The organism is Oleiagrimonas sp. MCCC 1A03011 (genome assembly GCF_003267965.1).
Lineage (GTDB): Bacteria > Pseudomonadota > Gammaproteobacteria > Xanthomonadales > Rhodanobacteraceae > Oleiagrimonas > Oleiagrimonas citrea.
Genome location: NZ_MSPY01000007.1, coordinates 64,457 through 79,017, shown reverse-complemented (window position 1 = coordinate 79,017; position 14,561 = coordinate 64,457). Strand labels below are relative to the sequence as shown.

The 14,561-nt window shown below is 65.9% G+C and carries 14 protein-coding genes; 3 read left to right on the top strand and 11 right to left on the bottom strand.

Going from position 1 to position 14,561, the window contains the following annotated elements:
* The first annotated feature begins 21 nt into the window (after positions 1–21).
* Entirely contained in the window at positions 22–621 is a 600-nt protein-coding gene (locus tag BTJ49_RS13200) for a Slp family lipoprotein (RefSeq protein WP_113065970.1), read from the top strand.
* Positions 622–692: 71 nt separating this feature from the next.
* Here the strand turns inward: BTJ49_RS13200 and BTJ49_RS13195 are convergent, their stop codons facing one another.
* From BTJ49_RS13195 to efp, 11 genes are all read right to left on the bottom strand, one after another.
* The gene (locus tag BTJ49_RS13195; RefSeq protein ID WP_113065883.1) at positions 693–2,960 is read right to left on the bottom strand and encodes a thiamine pyrophosphate-dependent enzyme; all 2,268 of its coding nucleotides are present in this window, start codon (positions 2,958–2,960) and stop codon (positions 693–695) included.
* A 47-nt stretch (positions 2,961–3,007) separates the two neighbouring features.
* On the bottom strand, positions 3,008–3,532 hold the full coding sequence (locus BTJ49_RS13190; RefSeq protein ID WP_240601834.1) for a cupin: 525 nt from the start codon (positions 3,530–3,532) through the stop codon (positions 3,008–3,010).
* Positions 3,533–3,629: 97 nt separating this feature from the next.
* Complete coding sequence (locus BTJ49_RS13185) at positions 3,630–4,175, bottom strand: GNAT family N-acetyltransferase (protein WP_206098421.1); 546 nt, start codon at positions 4,173–4,175, stop codon at positions 3,630–3,632.
* Between the two features lie 7 nt (positions 4,176–4,182).
* Positions 4,183–5,352: an acyl-CoA dehydrogenase family protein gene (locus tag BTJ49_RS13180; protein ID WP_113065881.1), complete on the bottom strand. Its 1,170-nt coding sequence runs from the start codon at positions 5,350–5,352 to the stop codon at positions 4,183–4,185.
* Between the two features lie 70 nt (positions 5,353–5,422).
* The gene (gene folE2 / locus BTJ49_RS13175) at positions 5,423–6,379 is read right to left on the bottom strand and encodes a GTP cyclohydrolase FolE2 (RefSeq protein WP_113065880.1); all 957 of its coding nucleotides are present in this window, start codon (positions 6,377–6,379) and stop codon (positions 5,423–5,425) included.
* 120 nt (positions 6,380–6,499) lie between these two features.
* Positions 6,500–7,342: a squalene/phytoene synthase family protein gene (locus BTJ49_RS13170; protein WP_113065879.1), complete on the bottom strand. Its 843-nt coding sequence runs from the start codon at positions 7,340–7,342 to the stop codon at positions 6,500–6,502.
* Positions 7,339–8,016 carry a phosphoglycolate phosphatase gene (gph, locus tag BTJ49_RS13165; RefSeq protein WP_113065878.1) on the bottom strand — a complete coding sequence of 226 codons (678 nt, stop codon included), beginning with the start codon at positions 8,014–8,016 and terminating at the stop codon, positions 7,339–7,341. Before gph ends, BTJ49_RS13170 begins: the two co-directional genes overlap by 4 nt.
* Positions 8,013–8,717 (bottom strand): bifunctional 2-polyprenyl-6-hydroxyphenol methylase/3-demethylubiquinol 3-O-methyltransferase UbiG, encoded by a 705-nt coding sequence (ubiG, locus tag BTJ49_RS13160; protein ID WP_113065877.1) that lies wholly within the window; start codon positions 8,715–8,717, stop codon positions 8,013–8,015. The genes gph and ubiG overlap by 4 nt, the downstream gene beginning before the upstream one ends.
* 34 nt (positions 8,718–8,751) lie before the next feature.
* Positions 8,752–9,006, bottom strand: coding sequence for a YciI family protein (locus tag BTJ49_RS13155; protein ID WP_113065876.1), 255 nt, complete (start codon positions 9,004–9,006; stop codon positions 8,752–8,754).
* A gap of 45 nt (positions 9,007–9,051) precedes the next feature.
* The gene (locus tag BTJ49_RS13150; protein WP_113065968.1) at positions 9,052–10,383 is read right to left on the bottom strand and encodes a TRZ/ATZ family hydrolase; all 1,332 of its coding nucleotides are present in this window, start codon (positions 10,381–10,383) and stop codon (positions 9,052–9,054) included.
* A gap of 193 nt (positions 10,384–10,576) precedes the next feature.
* On the bottom strand, positions 10,577–11,143 hold the full coding sequence (gene efp, locus BTJ49_RS13145) for an elongation factor P (protein WP_113065875.1): 567 nt from the start codon (positions 11,141–11,143) through the stop codon (positions 10,577–10,579).
* An 89-nt stretch (positions 11,144–11,232) separates the two neighbouring features.
* On the opposite strand from efp, the gene epmB reads away from it, so the two are divergent.
* Both epmB and BTJ49_RS13135 read left to right on the top strand, forming a co-directional pair.
* Positions 11,233–12,252 (top strand): EF-P beta-lysylation protein EpmB, encoded by a 1,020-nt coding sequence (gene epmB / locus BTJ49_RS13140; RefSeq protein ID WP_113065874.1) that lies wholly within the window; start codon positions 11,233–11,235, stop codon positions 12,250–12,252.
* Positions 12,253–12,397: 145 nt separating this feature from the next.
* A complete protein-coding gene (locus BTJ49_RS13135) occupies positions 12,398–14,455 on the top strand; it encodes an EAL domain-containing protein (RefSeq protein ID WP_113065873.1) in 2,058 nt (685 codons plus the stop codon).
* Positions 14,456–14,561: the final 106 nt, after the last annotated feature.

Here is a 14,561-nt window from a genome sequence, read left to right as displayed (position 1 = left end):
TCGCCCCGCATGGAGACACTCATGTCCAGCTGGAAACTCGCCCTTGTCGCCGCAGGTGCTCTGACGCTTGGCGCTTGCGCCACCATCCCCAAGCCCCTCGAAGGCACCTACGCGCAGGTGACGCCGCAAGCGGCTCGAAGTGGCGCCAGCAACACCGCTCAAGTGCGCTGGGGCGGCCAGATCATTCGCACCGAACCCGAGGCCGGCCATACCTGCTTCTACGTCCTCGCCCACCCGCTCGACGCCAGCGCTCGCCCACGCGTGAACGTTTCGGGCGAAGGCCGTTTCGTGGCCTGTCACAGCGGCTTCTACGACCCGGAAATCTTCGTCCGCGGGCGGGAAGTCACCTTCACCGGCACCCTGCATGGCATCGTCTCGGAGAAGGTCGGCAAGTACGACTACCCCTATCCGCGCCTGGAGGCGAACACGGTCTACCTGTGGCCGAAGCGGCCGCGCTACACGACTGTCTACCGCGACCCGTGGTACGACCCGTTCTGGGGACCGTCGCCGTTCTGGGGCAGCGGATACTGGAGCCCCTACTACTACCCCTACGCACCACGCGTGATCGTCGTGCCGCAGAAGCAGCGCCTGGCACCGACCGTGATCAACAAGGGCAAGTGATTCCTGCCCTCATGCACGAAAAAGCCGGCCTCGCGCCGGCTTTTTCGTAATCGGCGTCCATCGACACTGTCTCAGGCCAGTTCCGCCGCGGCCGCCACCACGTCCTTCTCCGCCGGCAGCACGCAGAAAGCCGCGCCAGCCAGCGGCGTGAAGGTGTCCGCGCCGGTCACTCGGCGCAACGGCGTCGCGCCGAAACCGGCCTCGACGATGGCCGTGACGATGCCCTCGCCCACACTGCCGGAACGACGCCCCTCGTCAAGCACGATGATGCGCTGCGCCCGTTTCGCCTGCTCCGCAATGAAGGCCTCGTTGAGCGGCACCAGCCAGCGCAGGTCGACCACCCGCGTCTTCCAGCCCTGCGCCTGCTCGATGGTCCGCGCTGCGCGCAGCGCCATCGGCACACCGTTGCCGTAGGTGAAAATGACCAGATCCTCCGCATCGTCCTCGTAGACGCGTCCGTCGCCCAGCGTCATCGCCTCGCCCGGCGCGGGGTAGTCGAACTGCCACGCGCCGTCGCCGGCCTCATGGAGATCCTTGGTCATGTACAGGGCAATCGGTTCCAGGAAGGCACACACGCGGCCATCCACCTTGGCCAGCGCCATCAGCGTGCGCAGCATGGTCACGGCATCGTCGCCGCGCGAGGGGCATCCGACCACGAGTCCGGGGATGTCGCGCAGCGCGGTGATCGAGTTGTCATTGTGGAAGTGGCCGCCGAACCCCTTCTGATAGCCCAGGCTGGCCACGCGCATGAGCATGGGATTGCGGAACTGATCGTTGGAGAAGAACTGCAGGCTGGACGCCTCACCGCGGATCTGGTCGATAGCGTTGTGCAGGTAGGCCAGATACTGGATCTCCGGAATCGGCAGGAAGCCGAGGTTGGCATAGCCCTGGGCCAGACCGAGAATCGTGGTTTCGTCCAGCAGCGTGTTGAACACGCGCGCACCGCGGAACGCCTTGCGCAGCCCCTTGGTGACCGTGTAGACGCCGCCCTTCTGCGCGACGTCCTCGCCGAACAGCAGCGCCTGGTCGTACTTCGCCATCAACTCGTGCAGCACCTGGTTGATCTGGATCGCCAGATGTCGCGGCGGCAGGTTCTCCGGCAGCTTGCCCTGGCCGCCGTGCACTTCGACACGACGCGCCTCGAAATCGGTGCGCTCGGCCTCGGCGCGAACCGCATCCGGCGTGTACGGCGCGAGCGGACGCATCACCTCGTCCAGCGTCTCCAGCTTGGGCAGGGTATCGGCCTGCTCGGCCGCCTCGAAGCAGCGCGCACGCGTGCGCTCGTAGAGATCGAGCACGTCCTCGCGGGTGTACAGCCCCGACTCCAGCGCGATGGCGGCCGAACGCAGCAACGGGTCGCTGGCCTCCAGCGCCACCAGTTCCTCGATCGAGCGCCACTCGATCTCGAAATCGGTGCCGGCGTGGCCCATCACGCGCGTGGTGTTGAGATGCAGGAAGGTCGGACGACGCGTGCGCCGGCAATGCTCGACGGCGCGTGCGACACCGGCGTAGCCGTGCGCCAGATCCAGACCGTCGGCGTAGAAATAGTCCAGATTGGAACGGCGCTGGAAATTGCTGGCGATCCAGCCACCCGGTGTCTTCACCGAGATACCGATGCCGTTGTCCTCGCACACGAACAGCACCGGCCCCGGCAGCTTCTGGTAGGCCGCCCAGGCCGCAGCGTTGAAGGCTGTCTGTGCGGTGGCGTGGTTGGACGAGGCGTCGCCGAACGAGCAGATCGTGATCGAATCATCCGGAATCGGCAGCGCGTGGCCCAGACGCACGGCCTGGTCGATGGCCATGGCCGTACCGAAGGCCTTGGGCAGATGCGAAGCGATCGTCGAAGTCTGCGGTAGCACCCAGAGCGGCTTGCTGCCCCACACCTTGTGGCGACCGCCCGAAGCCGGATCCTCTTTGCTGGCGGCGAACGACAACGCGGAATCGCGCACCGGGTCGATGCCCGGCAGCTTGCGCGAACGCTCGGCCATGAACGCACCGGAGCGGTAATGCAGGAACGCCGGATCGGTGTGGCGCGTCAGCCGCGCCACCATCGCATTGCCCTCGTGCCCCGAGGAACCGATGGTGTAGAACACCTTGTTCTTGACCCGCAGCACGCGCGCCATCAGGTCGAGATGACGGCTGACCAGCTGCGACTCGAACAACTCGCGGAACCCCCGCGCGCTTAACTCGCTACCCGGAAGCACCGGCGCCTCGTCGGCCGGCGGCGCGTTCACCTCACCCTGCCAGTGCTGCACGAACTCGGTGAAATTCTGGTCGACGATCTCTGCGCGGTTGAAGCCCTTGTGGCGAGCGGGAATGGGGCGTTGGCTGACGGTCATGCGTGATCCAGTGCAATGCGTGGAAAAGAGAAACTCGGCCGCGACCGCTAGGTCCGCGGCCACAAGCGCATCAGAGGGCCTTCACGACCCGAGACCGGATCGGCGTCCGGATGCGGCACGTTGTGAATCAGGGTGAAGATGGACGCCGGCAGCGTCTCGGACGCGCGATGCATATCCACGTCGGCATCCTGCGGATAGGCGCCGACCGCGACGAAATCGTCGCTGGCCTCCAGTCCGCAATGCGCGGTACCCGCTGGCAGCACCAGCACGTCTCCGGCGACGACCTCGACATCCCGTCCCTCAGCGCCGCCCAGGCGCAGGCGCGCCCGACCGCTGGCTATACCGGACGCCTCGTGCGCCGTCGCGTGGTAGTGATGCCAGGGATAGATGCCGGCGCGCCAGGCCGGGGGCCAATGATGGGTGGCGAACAGCGCCTCGAACCTCGCCGCGCGGTCCGGGCCCTCCGGCAGGACGCCCGGGTAGTGCAGCACGGGAAACTGCGGATGGTTGGGGACATGTCCATCGCAGGAAAACCGCCAAGCGTCCGGCTCGCGCATGCGAGGTGCGGTCATGCCACCTCCTCCACGTGACGCCGCCGTGCATCTAAATCGCCGGCTCGCGGCGGGCGCGAAGCCGGGCGATCGGTCTCGATCCGCGACGCGAACACCTTCATGGTTTCTGTTTTCGCCTCGCTCGCCAATCCTCGCGCGACTGCCCCCACAGTTCGATGGGTTTGTCGGCGTAGGGTTCCGGCAGGACGCCAGGGCCGAGACAACGCGAACCCAACTTTCGCGCGACGGCCTGCGAAGCAGTATTGTCCGGCGCGATGGAATGGATCACACGTTCCCAGCCCAGCACATCGAAGGCGTAGTCCATGGTCGCCACCGCGCCTTCGGTCGCATAGCCCTTGCCCCAGGCGTCGCGCACAATGCCCCAACCGACCTCCGGCCCGGGCCAGCCTTCCGGAAACCACGGACCGAGCCGGCCGACCCAGCGGCCGCTGGCTTTTTCGATCACCGAGAACATGGCGAAGCCCTGGATCTCCCAGGCACCGGCCACCTGCAGGAAGCCGCGCCACGCCTCCGGCCGGCTCTGCAGCCCACCGATGAAATGCGAGGCTTCTTCATCGGCCATGTTGGCGGCATAGGCGTCGAAATCCTCCCGCAGCGGCGGACGCAGGATCAGGCGCTCGGTCTCGATGCGCGGCTTGTCCATGGGAATCTCAGAACGCGTTGATGCCGGTCAGTTCGCGACCGACCACGAGCTGATGAACGGTTTCAGTGCCTTCATAAGTGATGACCGATTCCAGATTCAGCGCATGGCGGATGGCCGCGTGCTCGGTGGTGATGCCGGCGCCGCCAAGCACGTCGCGGCATTCCCGCGCGATGTCGATGGCCATGCGCACGTTGTTCCACTTCGCCAGCGAGACCTGCGTGGGCGCCATCGCGCCGGCGTCCTTGAGTCGGCCCAACTGCAACGAAATCAACTGCGCGGCAGTGATGCGTCGGGCCATGTCGGCCAGCTTCAGCTGGATGGCCTGGTTCGAATTCAGCGAGCGGCCGAACAGCATGCGTTCGCCGGTGTAGTCCAGGGCTTCCTTCAGGCACGCCTGCGCTGCGCCGATCGGCCCCCAGGTAATGCCGTAGCGCGCCTGCGTCAGGCAGCCGAGCGGGCCCTTCAGACCCTTCACATTGGGCAGGATCGCGTCGGCCGGCAGGCGCACGTCGTCGAGGAACAGCGCCGAAGTGACCGAGGCGCGCAGGCTCATCTTCTTGTGCACTTCCTGGGCGGTGAAGCCCTTGGTGTCGGTGGGCACGATGAAGCCGCGGATGCCGTCGTCGGTCTGCGCCCAGACGATGGCGATGTGCGCGAGGTTGCCGTTGGTGATCCACATCTTGGCGCCGTTGAGCACCCAGTCGTCGCCGTCCTTTTTCGCGACCGTCTTCATGTTGGCCGGATCGGAACCGCCGTGCGGCTCGGTCAGGCCGAAGCAGCCGATGATCTCGCCCGCCGCCATCTTCGGCAGGTAGCGCTGCTTCTGCTCTTCGCTGCCGTAGGCGAAGATCGGATACATGCACAGCGAGCTCTGCACCGAGGCGAAGCTGCGCAGGCCGGAATCGCCGCGCTCCAGCTCCTGGCAGATCAGGCCGTAGCAGACGCCATTCATGCCGGCGCCGCCGTATTCCTCGGGGATGGTCGCGCCGAGCAGACCGAGTCCGGCAATCTCGGGGATCAGCTCGGTCGGGAAACGCCCCTGGTCGAAGCAATCGCCGATGATCGGAAGCACTTTCTCATCGGTGAAGCGGGCGACGCTGTCCTGCACCATGCGCTCTTCGTCGGAGAGCAGCGAACGGACATCGTAGAGATCGAGCGGATTGAGGCGAGCGGCCATGCAGGCTCCGATAGGGTCGATGAAACCCCTATTGTAACGCCGCTGCAAACGCCGCGCCCGGTTGCCGTCGTCAGTCGTCGAACGCGTCCGCGCGATAGCCCTCGCGCACGCCCTTGCTGGCATGGGCCACGGCGTCGTGCGGATGCAGGCTCTCATGGTGCGCCACGCGCACGGCGAAGTCGGCGATACGCTCGTCGGCATTCAAGGCCGCCTGGATGCGGCGTGCGGCGTCCTCGCAGAACATCAGATTCTGTCCGTTGGCCAGAGCGAAAGCCTGTTCGTCCTCGCGCTTGACGGCCGTCTGCACCGGCGTGCCCAGAGCGTCCTCGACGCGATCGATGATCGACTCCAGCGCGAAACCGAACGCCGGGGCCATGCGCAGCCGCAGTGTCGCGGTGCTGCGCTGCGCATGCGGCGTGGCGACCATGCCCTGGGCGCTGCCCAGCCAGTCCATGATCACCGCGCGATCCAGCGCTTCGCCGTCGGCGAAATCCTTCGCGAACTGCTGCTGGATGAGCTGTCGCGACAGCGACGCCGAGGCCGGACAGGTCGAGGAGTAGACGACATCGACCGCCAGCTCCACATCGATCTCGCCGTCGCACATGGTCGCGGTGACGGTGACCGGATAGCTGCGCCAGCCACTGTGCTCGCTCTTCAAGGCGGAACGGCGCAGCAGATGCTCGAAGCGGATGCGCAGACGTGCGCGATCGGAAAGATCGGCGTGCGTCTCCAGGAAACCGTTCAGTAGCTTGCGCAGCATGCACGGTGCCAGCGGCTCCGCGGTCAGGGCCTGCTCCACCAGCAGATACAGGCGCGACATGTGGATGCCGCGCGCCTCGGGGCGATGCAGATTCACATGCGCATCGATGCGCGCGGCCACGCGCTGGGTCTGCCCGTCCGCATCGGCGATCATCAACGGCGCCTGGATGCCATCCATGCCGACCCAGTCCAGCGTGCCGGCCACCTGGGCCTGCGCCTGGTGCGCGTCGTCGGGCAATGCGCGTGCGGTGTTGTCGTCGGTGGCCATGTGTCGTGTGTCCTCGGAGGAGCCTGGCACGGTTCGGAAAAAAAGTCCGTCCCGCAGAACCTTACGCGATATGGGGCCGGATTTCGCCGGTGCAATGCGCGCGCCCGGCGAACGCTGCGTTCAGATGCGGGCCTGTCGCCGCCATGCGCGCGCGGCGGACCAGGCGCGGAACACGCTGCCCGGTGCCGGTTTCGCCCGCGCCTCGCGCAGACGTGCCAGCGGGTCGGCCGCGCGGCGAGCGCGTCGGATAAGTCGTGCATTCTCGCGCATTTGCAGCCCGCGGAACAGACTCAGCGGCCCCGCATGCGCCTGCGCATCGCGCAGCAGTGCGGCAATGTCGTCGAGCTGGTCGCGCAGCGCGGCGCGGCGTTCGGCACTGTCGGACGCAAGCGCGGACCGGTCCAGTCCGTGCCGCGCCAGACGTGCCATGGGTAGCGCCAACCGGTCGTGATCGACCTGCGTGTCAAGCCAGACCAGCGCATGCAGGAGATGATCGGCCGTCGCCGCGATCCCGGCACGCGAGGCCTCCGCTTCGACGCCGAACCACCAGCGTGTCTCCAGATTCGCCCACGCACCGTGAAAAGCCTGTGCACGCGTGCGCTGCTCCGCGAAATCGGCGGGCGTGGGCAGATCCTGCTGTGCCATCGCAGCCTGGATCGGCGCCAGCCAGTCCGACGGCTCGATCCGGGCAATCTCGGGGGCGGCGAACAGGACCTGCGTCAGCGGATGACGTCCGCCGCTGGCCGCGGCGCCGGAGAGCTCCTCCGCCCACCAATTCAATTTCACCTGGGCGACATGCGACTCACGGATGCCGTAGGCGGCGTCGACCCATTCCTGCTCCAGAGCCGCCAGCGCCAGATGCCCGGCCTGACCGCTCTCGTCGACGAACGGCAACGCCAAGCGCTGCGCGGGCTGTGCCTGCAGCCACTTCTGCAGATAGCTGTGCAGGGCGTCGTCGCTCACGCGGATACCTTCAACCGCAGCAGCGCCTGCAGCGCCGCCGCATCCTCGACCACGGCATCCGCGCCCCAGGCATGCGGGTCGCCGCCGTCGAGATAGCCCCAGGCCACCGCAACGGTGAACAGACCCGCTGCGCGGCCGGCCTGCACGTCGCGTTCATCGTCGCCCACGAACACCGCGCGCGACGGCTCCATGCCCGCCTGCTCGCACGCCAACAGCACGGGAGCGGGATCGGGCTTGCGAACAGGCAGCGTGTCGCCGCAGACCACGGCGGCGGCGCGAGACGCCAGACCCACGCGTTCGAGCAGCGGGTCCGTCAGGAATCCGGCCTTGTTGGTGACGATGCCCCACGGGACCTCGTCCGCCTCCAGCGCCTCAAGCAACGCGGATACGCCCGGAAACGGCGGCGAATCGGTCCCCATCCGCTCGGCGTAGCAGGCCAGGAAACGCGGCAGCAAGGCCTCGACCTGATCTTCATCCAGCTCTTGAATGCCGGCCTTCAGAATGGCTCGACCGCCACGCGAAACGACCTGGCGCACCGGCGCGTAGTCGGGCAGCGGGAAAGACTTCTCCGCGCACAGCTCACACAGGGCGGCAAAGAGGTCCGGGGCGCTGTCGAGCACGGTGCCGTCCAGATCGAACAGCACGCCGGACAGGGATTCAGGCAGCGTCTTCATGCCGGTTTGTGCGCCGCGAGAATGTAGTTCACGGCCGTGGATGAGGAAAATGAAGCCTTTCGATTCATGGGGTTGTACTTCAAACCTTGCACCTCGTCGAGTTCGAGTCCCTGGTCGCGCAGACTCCGCGCCAACTCCGAGGGCCGCAGGAACTTCGCATAGTGGTGTGTGCCGCGCGGCAGCATGCGCAGTACGTATTCGGCACCCAGAATGGCCGCGCCGAACGCCGCCGGCGTGCGGTTGAGCGTGGACAGGAACAGTCGTCCGCCCGGTTTCAGCATCGCCGCGAGATCGGCGATCAATGCATGCGGATCGGGCACGTGCTCGATCAATTCCATGCAGCAGACAGCATCGAAGCTTTCCGGCTCCGCCGCTGCCAACTCGGCCGATGACTGCACGCGATAGTCGACCTTCAGTTCCGACTCGTGCAGGTGCAGCCGGGCAATGTCGATCACGGCCTCTCCCATATCGATGCCGACCACATCGGCACCGGCCGCCGCCAGCGATTCGCTGAGCAGACCGCCACCGCAGCCGACATCGGCCACGCGCGCACCCGCCAGCCGGACGCGATCGGCAACGAAGGCCGTGCGCACCGGATTCAGGTCGTGCAGCGGGCGCGACTCGCCATCGGGATCCCACCATCGCGAAGCCAGCTTGTCGAAGCGGGCAATTTCCTCGGCGCTGACATTGCCGGTCGTCATCGTGATCTCTCCGTAAGGTGCATGACGACGAATCTTACTTCGCCGCCCATTCGCGCACGGTCACTGTCGAGGATCCGGAACGATGCAGGGGATCCTCATGTGCCATGGCCGTCGCTTCGTCGATATCCCCGGCGTGCAGCAGATAGGCACCGCCCATCCCATCGCCGAACGGACCGGCCAGCTCCAGGCGCCCCTGCTCGCGCAGACGATCGAGAAAGGCATAGTGCGGATCGATCATGTCGGGATCGAACTGCGGGTTGCGGAGCGTCAGAACGAGGTAGCGATTCATGGCGTTCGGGGACAGAAAGTGCGGAGTCTATATGCCCGCAAGGGCTCAGATGGCCGCGATGCGCTCACGCCAGGCACGCACGCGCCCAAGCAGATCGGGGATGTCCATGCCGACAGGCTCGCGGTCGGCAAGCCTGCGCTGACCGGCAATCCAGACGTCGCTGACCTGATGGCGGCCGGTGGCGTAGACCAGCTGCGAAGCGATGTCGTAGAGCGGCTGCGATTCCAGCGCATCCAGGCGCACCGCCGCCAGATCGGCCTGCTTGCCGACCTCGATGGAACCGATGCATTCGCCCAGCCCCATCGCCTTGGCGCCGTTGAGCGTCGCCGCACGCAATGCGAAGGTGGCATCGAAGGCATCCGCCTTCTGGGCCACGGCCTTGGCCAACTGCGCCGCGGTACGCATCTCGCCGAACATGTCCAGATCGTTGTTGGACGCGCAACCGTCGGTGCCGATGGCGAGATTCACGCCGGCCTGCCGGAATTTTTCCGCCGGACAGAAGCCGGACGCCAGCTTCAGGTTCGACTCCGGGCAGTGCACCACGGACACGTTCGCTTCTGCACAGGCGGCGATCTCGGCGTCCGTCACGGCCGTCATGTGCACGGCGATCAGCCGGTCGTTGACCAGCCCCAGCTTCTGCAGACGCTGGAACGGTCGCAGACCGCTCTCGCGCTTGGCGTCGTCGACTTCCTTCTGCGTCTCGTGCAGATGCAGATGCACCGGGATGTCGAGCTGGTCGGCGAGCACGCGGATGCGCTCGAAGCTGTCGTCCGAGACGGTATACGGAGCATGCGGCACGAAGGCGGTGGTCAGCAGTTCGCTGCCACGCAGTTCATCGTGCACGGCCAGTGCCCGCTCGAAATACTCGTCGCGCGTCTTGGCCCACGGACTGGGAAACTCGATCACCGGCAGACCGACCACGGCGCGGAAGCCGTGATGCTTGTAAGTCGCGGCGATGGTGTCCGGGAAGAAATAGTTCTCGTTGGCGCAGGTGGTGCCGCCGCGCAGCATCTCGGCAATGGCCAGCTCGACGCCGTCGCGGATGAATTCCGGCCCCATCACCTTGCCCTCGACCGGCCAGATGTGTTCCTCCAGCCAGGTCATCAGCGGCAGGTCGTCGGCCAGGCCGCGCAGCAGCGTCATCGGGTTGTGCGTGTGCGCGTTGACCAGGCCGGGAATCAGGGCGTGCGCCGGCAGCGTCACGGTCTGCTTCGGCACGTAGGCCGCACGGGCCTCCTCAGTGGGCAGCAGACCGACGATGGCATCGCCCTGCACCGCCACGGCATGGTTCTCGAGCACCACGCCGTGCGGCTCCACCGGCACGACCCAGCGGGCTTCGATCAGCAGGTCGATAGGTTGGGCTGCGGTTTCGTTCACGGGCACCTCGGCAAGGGCATGCGATGGGAACTGCCCTGCCGAAGCCACCGGATCGGTGCGTCGCCGGCAGGGCCGGATCGACTTGTCGCGCAGCATGCCGATCGCGACCGGACCGCATGCTGCGCGGGAACATCCCGGCTCCGCGCCGGGCAGGCATGATCGCGCCGCAGGCCGAAACCGCGGCGCGGATACGTCACTTCACGCGGCTGACATACTCACCGCTGCGGGTATCGACCTTGATGATCTCATCCTGGTTGACGAACAGCGGCACGCGGACCACGGCGCCGGTCTCTAGCGTGGCCGGCTTGCCGCCGCCGCCAGAGGTGTCGCCGCGCACGCCGGGATCGGTCTCGGTGATCTTCAGCTCGACGAAGTTCGGCGGCGTCACCGACAGCGGCGTGCCGTTCCACAGTGTCACCACGCAATCCTCTTCGCCCTTCAGCCACTGCGCAGTCTCGCTCATGGCGGTCTTGTCGGCCTGATGCTGCTCGAACGTGTTCGGCTCCATGAAGTGCCAGAACTCGCCGTCCGAATACAGGAACTGCATGTCGGTATCGATCACGTCCGCGCCCTCGACCGTCTCGTTGGCCTTCAGGGTCTTCTCGATCACGCGGCCGTTCTTGAGGTTGCGGATCTTGATGCGGGTGAAGGCCTGCCCCTTGCCGGGCTTGATGAAGTCGGCCTCGACGATGGTGTAGGGGTCGCCGTCGACCAGAATCTTCAGCCCGTTCTTGACGTCGTTCAGACCATAGGTGGCCATGCGGTTGCTCCGATACGAAAAAGCCGCGCGTCGCGGCTACAATGAATACCTTTCGAGCGACGCGTCATACGCCGCCCCCAAGACTGCCCATGATAACCGCAAGCCCCCTGTCCGCGCAGCAATCGCCGTCCAAGGACTGGCGCCACCACTGGCGCGAATCGGTGACCGACGCCCGCGAACTGCTGAACCTGCTGGGCCTGGACGCCCTGACCGAATCGCTGCCCGATGCCGACGCCGGATTCGCCGTGCGCGTACCGCGCAGTTTCATCGCCCGCATGCGTCATGGCGATCCGCGCGACCCGCTGCTGCTTCAGGTGCTGCCGCAACTGGCCGAATGCGACGAGACGCCGGGCTACGCCGCCGACGCCGTTGGCGACATGGATGCCCGTTCCGCACATGGCGTACTGCACAAGTATCGCGGTCGCGCCCTGCTCATCGCCAGCGGCGCATGCGCCGTCAACTGCCGCTACTGCTTCCGCCGCCACTTCCCGTACGGCGAGGAAATCGCCGCCGCCGCGGGCTGGCGCGAGGCGCTGAACTATCTTCGAACGCACCAGGACGTGGAGGAGCTGATCCTGTCCGGCGGCGACCCACTCGCGCTGTCCACAGCCAAACTCACCGAGCTGACCACGCAACTGGACACGCTTCCCCACGTGCGCCGCCTACGGCTGCACACGCGATTGCCGGTCGTGCTACCCGAACGCATCGACGACACGCTGATCGCGTGGCTGGGCAGTCTCGCCCTGCAGAAAGTAGTGGTGCTTCACGCCAATCACGCCCGCGAACTGGACGAGACCGTCGCCGCCGCCTGCACACGCCTGCGCGCCGCCGGCGTGACCCTGCTCAACCAGTCCGTGCTGCTGCGCGGCGTCAACGACGACGGCGATACCCTATGCGACCTGTCCTCGCGGCTGTTCGAGTGCGGCGTTTTGCCCTACTACCTGCATCAGCTCGATCGCGTCCAGGGAGCCGCGCATTTCGAGATCGACGATGCGCGCGCCCTGGAGCTTCTCGCCCACATGCGTGACCGCCTGCCCGGGTTCCTGCTGCCTCGCCTGGTACGCGAAGTCGCGGGCGACCCGGCCAAGCGCCCGGTCGAGCGTCCATGACTCCGTTCTCTTCCACGGTTCGCAGCGCCACGAATGGATGTCTGATAGCGTGGAACCTCGCTGGCAATGGTTGTACGAATGGAGTACAACCGCATCATGATGCACTGCGGCATGCAGCCGCCCTCACGGACCACCTCCCCCCGGCATGAAGCAGAACAACGTCATCCGCATCCTGTTCATCGAAGATTCGGTCGAGAACGCCGAGCACACCATCAGCCTCCTCCGCAATCACGGCATTGCCGTGCGACCCTCGCGGGCCACCAACGAGGCCGAGCTGGAACACGCCCTGCAGGAACTCGTGCCGGACCTGGTGCTGGTCAACCCCGGGGTTCGCGATCTGGATATCGCCGAAATCGCGCGCCACCTGGAAGCAACGGGCAAGGATTTCGCGCTGACCGGCATCGTCGACGAGATCGACAACGACGTCGTTTCGTCCCTGTTCGCTGCCAAGGTCCGCAGCGTGGCGCTGCGTTCGGAACCCGAGCAGACGCTGATGGTCATCCAGCGTGAGTTCGCAGCGCTGAGCACACGCCGATCAGTGCGTCAGCTGGAAGCCTCGCTGCGCGAATCCGAACGCCGTTGCGACGCGCTGCTCGACTCCTCCCGTGACGCCATCGCCTATGTGCACGAAGGCATGCATGTGCGCGCCAACCGCGCCTACCTGGAACTGTTCGGCTATGACAGCTTCGACGAAGTCGAGGGGCTGACGCTGCTGGACATGGTCGCCAGCGAGAACGCCGACGACTTCAAGGCTCTGCTGAAGCGCCTCTCACGCGGAGAGAAGCCACCCAAGCGCGTGGAACTGAAGGCTGTCAACGGCAAGGGTGAAACCTTCGACGCCTCGGCCGAGTTCGCCCAGGCCACCTTCGAAGGCGAGCCGTGCCTGCAGATCATCTTCCGCCGCAAGGCGGTCAGCCCGGAGTTGATCGAGCAGTTGCAGCGCGACAGTGTCACCGGTATGTACAACCGCTCGCGCATGCTGGAAATGATCGAGGACGCCGTGGGCGACGCCGCCAAGGGCACGGGAAATCAGGCGCTGCTGCTGATCGAGCCGGACAACTGGAAATCGATCGTCGAAGGCATCGGACTGGCCAATACCGACGCGCTGATCGCCGGCCTCGCCGAGCGCATCGAGAAGCGCCTTGCCGACAACCAGATCGCCGGACGCCTCGGCGACCACACCCTTGGCATTCTTCTCCGCGAGCACAGCGACAGCGACGTGCAGGCTCTGGTCGACGCGCTGCTCTCCGTGGGCGACGACGGCATCATCGAGGCGGGGCAGAACTCCATCACACTGAACCTGAGCGTCGGCGGCGCCCTTCTCGGTGAAAAGAACGCCAACACACGCGAACTGCTGGAGCAGGCCAGCAACGCGCTGCACAGCGCGCAAACCCAGGGTGGGCACCGTAGCGAGATTCACGACCCCGCCGCCAGCGAAAAAGAAGAAGCCGCCCGCGAACAGCATTGGCTGGAGTTGGTGCGGGAAGCGCTCGAGACCGACGGCTTCATTCTCTACCAGCAGCAGATCATCAGTCTGCAGGACGCAGAGGGCGAGTTCTCGGAGATCCTGCTGCGCATGAACGGCCCCAATGGAGAGGTCCTGCCGCGCTACTTCCTGCCGGTCGCCGAGCATGCAGGGCTGATGCCGAAAATCGACCGCTGGGTGCTGGGCCAGGTGATCGACATGCTGGTGGAGTGCGCCCGCGAGAAGCGGATCGCAACCTACTTCGTCAAGCTCTCGCCGCAGTCGCTGCAGGACCCATCCCTGATGCCCTGGCTGTCCAAGCGTATCGCCGACGCAAACATCCGTCCCGGCTCACTGGTGATCGAGATGCCCGAGAGCAAAGTGCTGACCACGCTGAAACCGGCGCAGGATTTCGTCAACGCGCTGAAGGAAACGGGTGCCCAGTTCGCCATGGAGCAATTCGGCTCGGGCCTCAATTCCTTCCAGGTTCTGCAGCACGTCGACGCGGACTATCTGAAGATCGATCGCAGCTTCATGAGCAAGCTGACGCAGAATCCAGAGAACCGCGACAAGATCGCCGAAATCTGCATCAAGGCGCAGAAAGCCGGCAAGCTGACCGTGGCCGAATGGGTCGAGGACGCCGCCAGCACACCGCTGCTGTTCGCCTGTGGCGTGGATTTCGTGCAAGGCAACTTCCTGCAAGAGCCGGAAAAGATCATCGCCTACGACATGGCCTGAAGTCGCTCCACGCATGTCGGCGGAGATACGCCGCGTGCGATATGACCGGGTTTTCACGTGTCCACCCGAGACACGGCTTGCCGCCGACTGATCTTTACGCTTGACA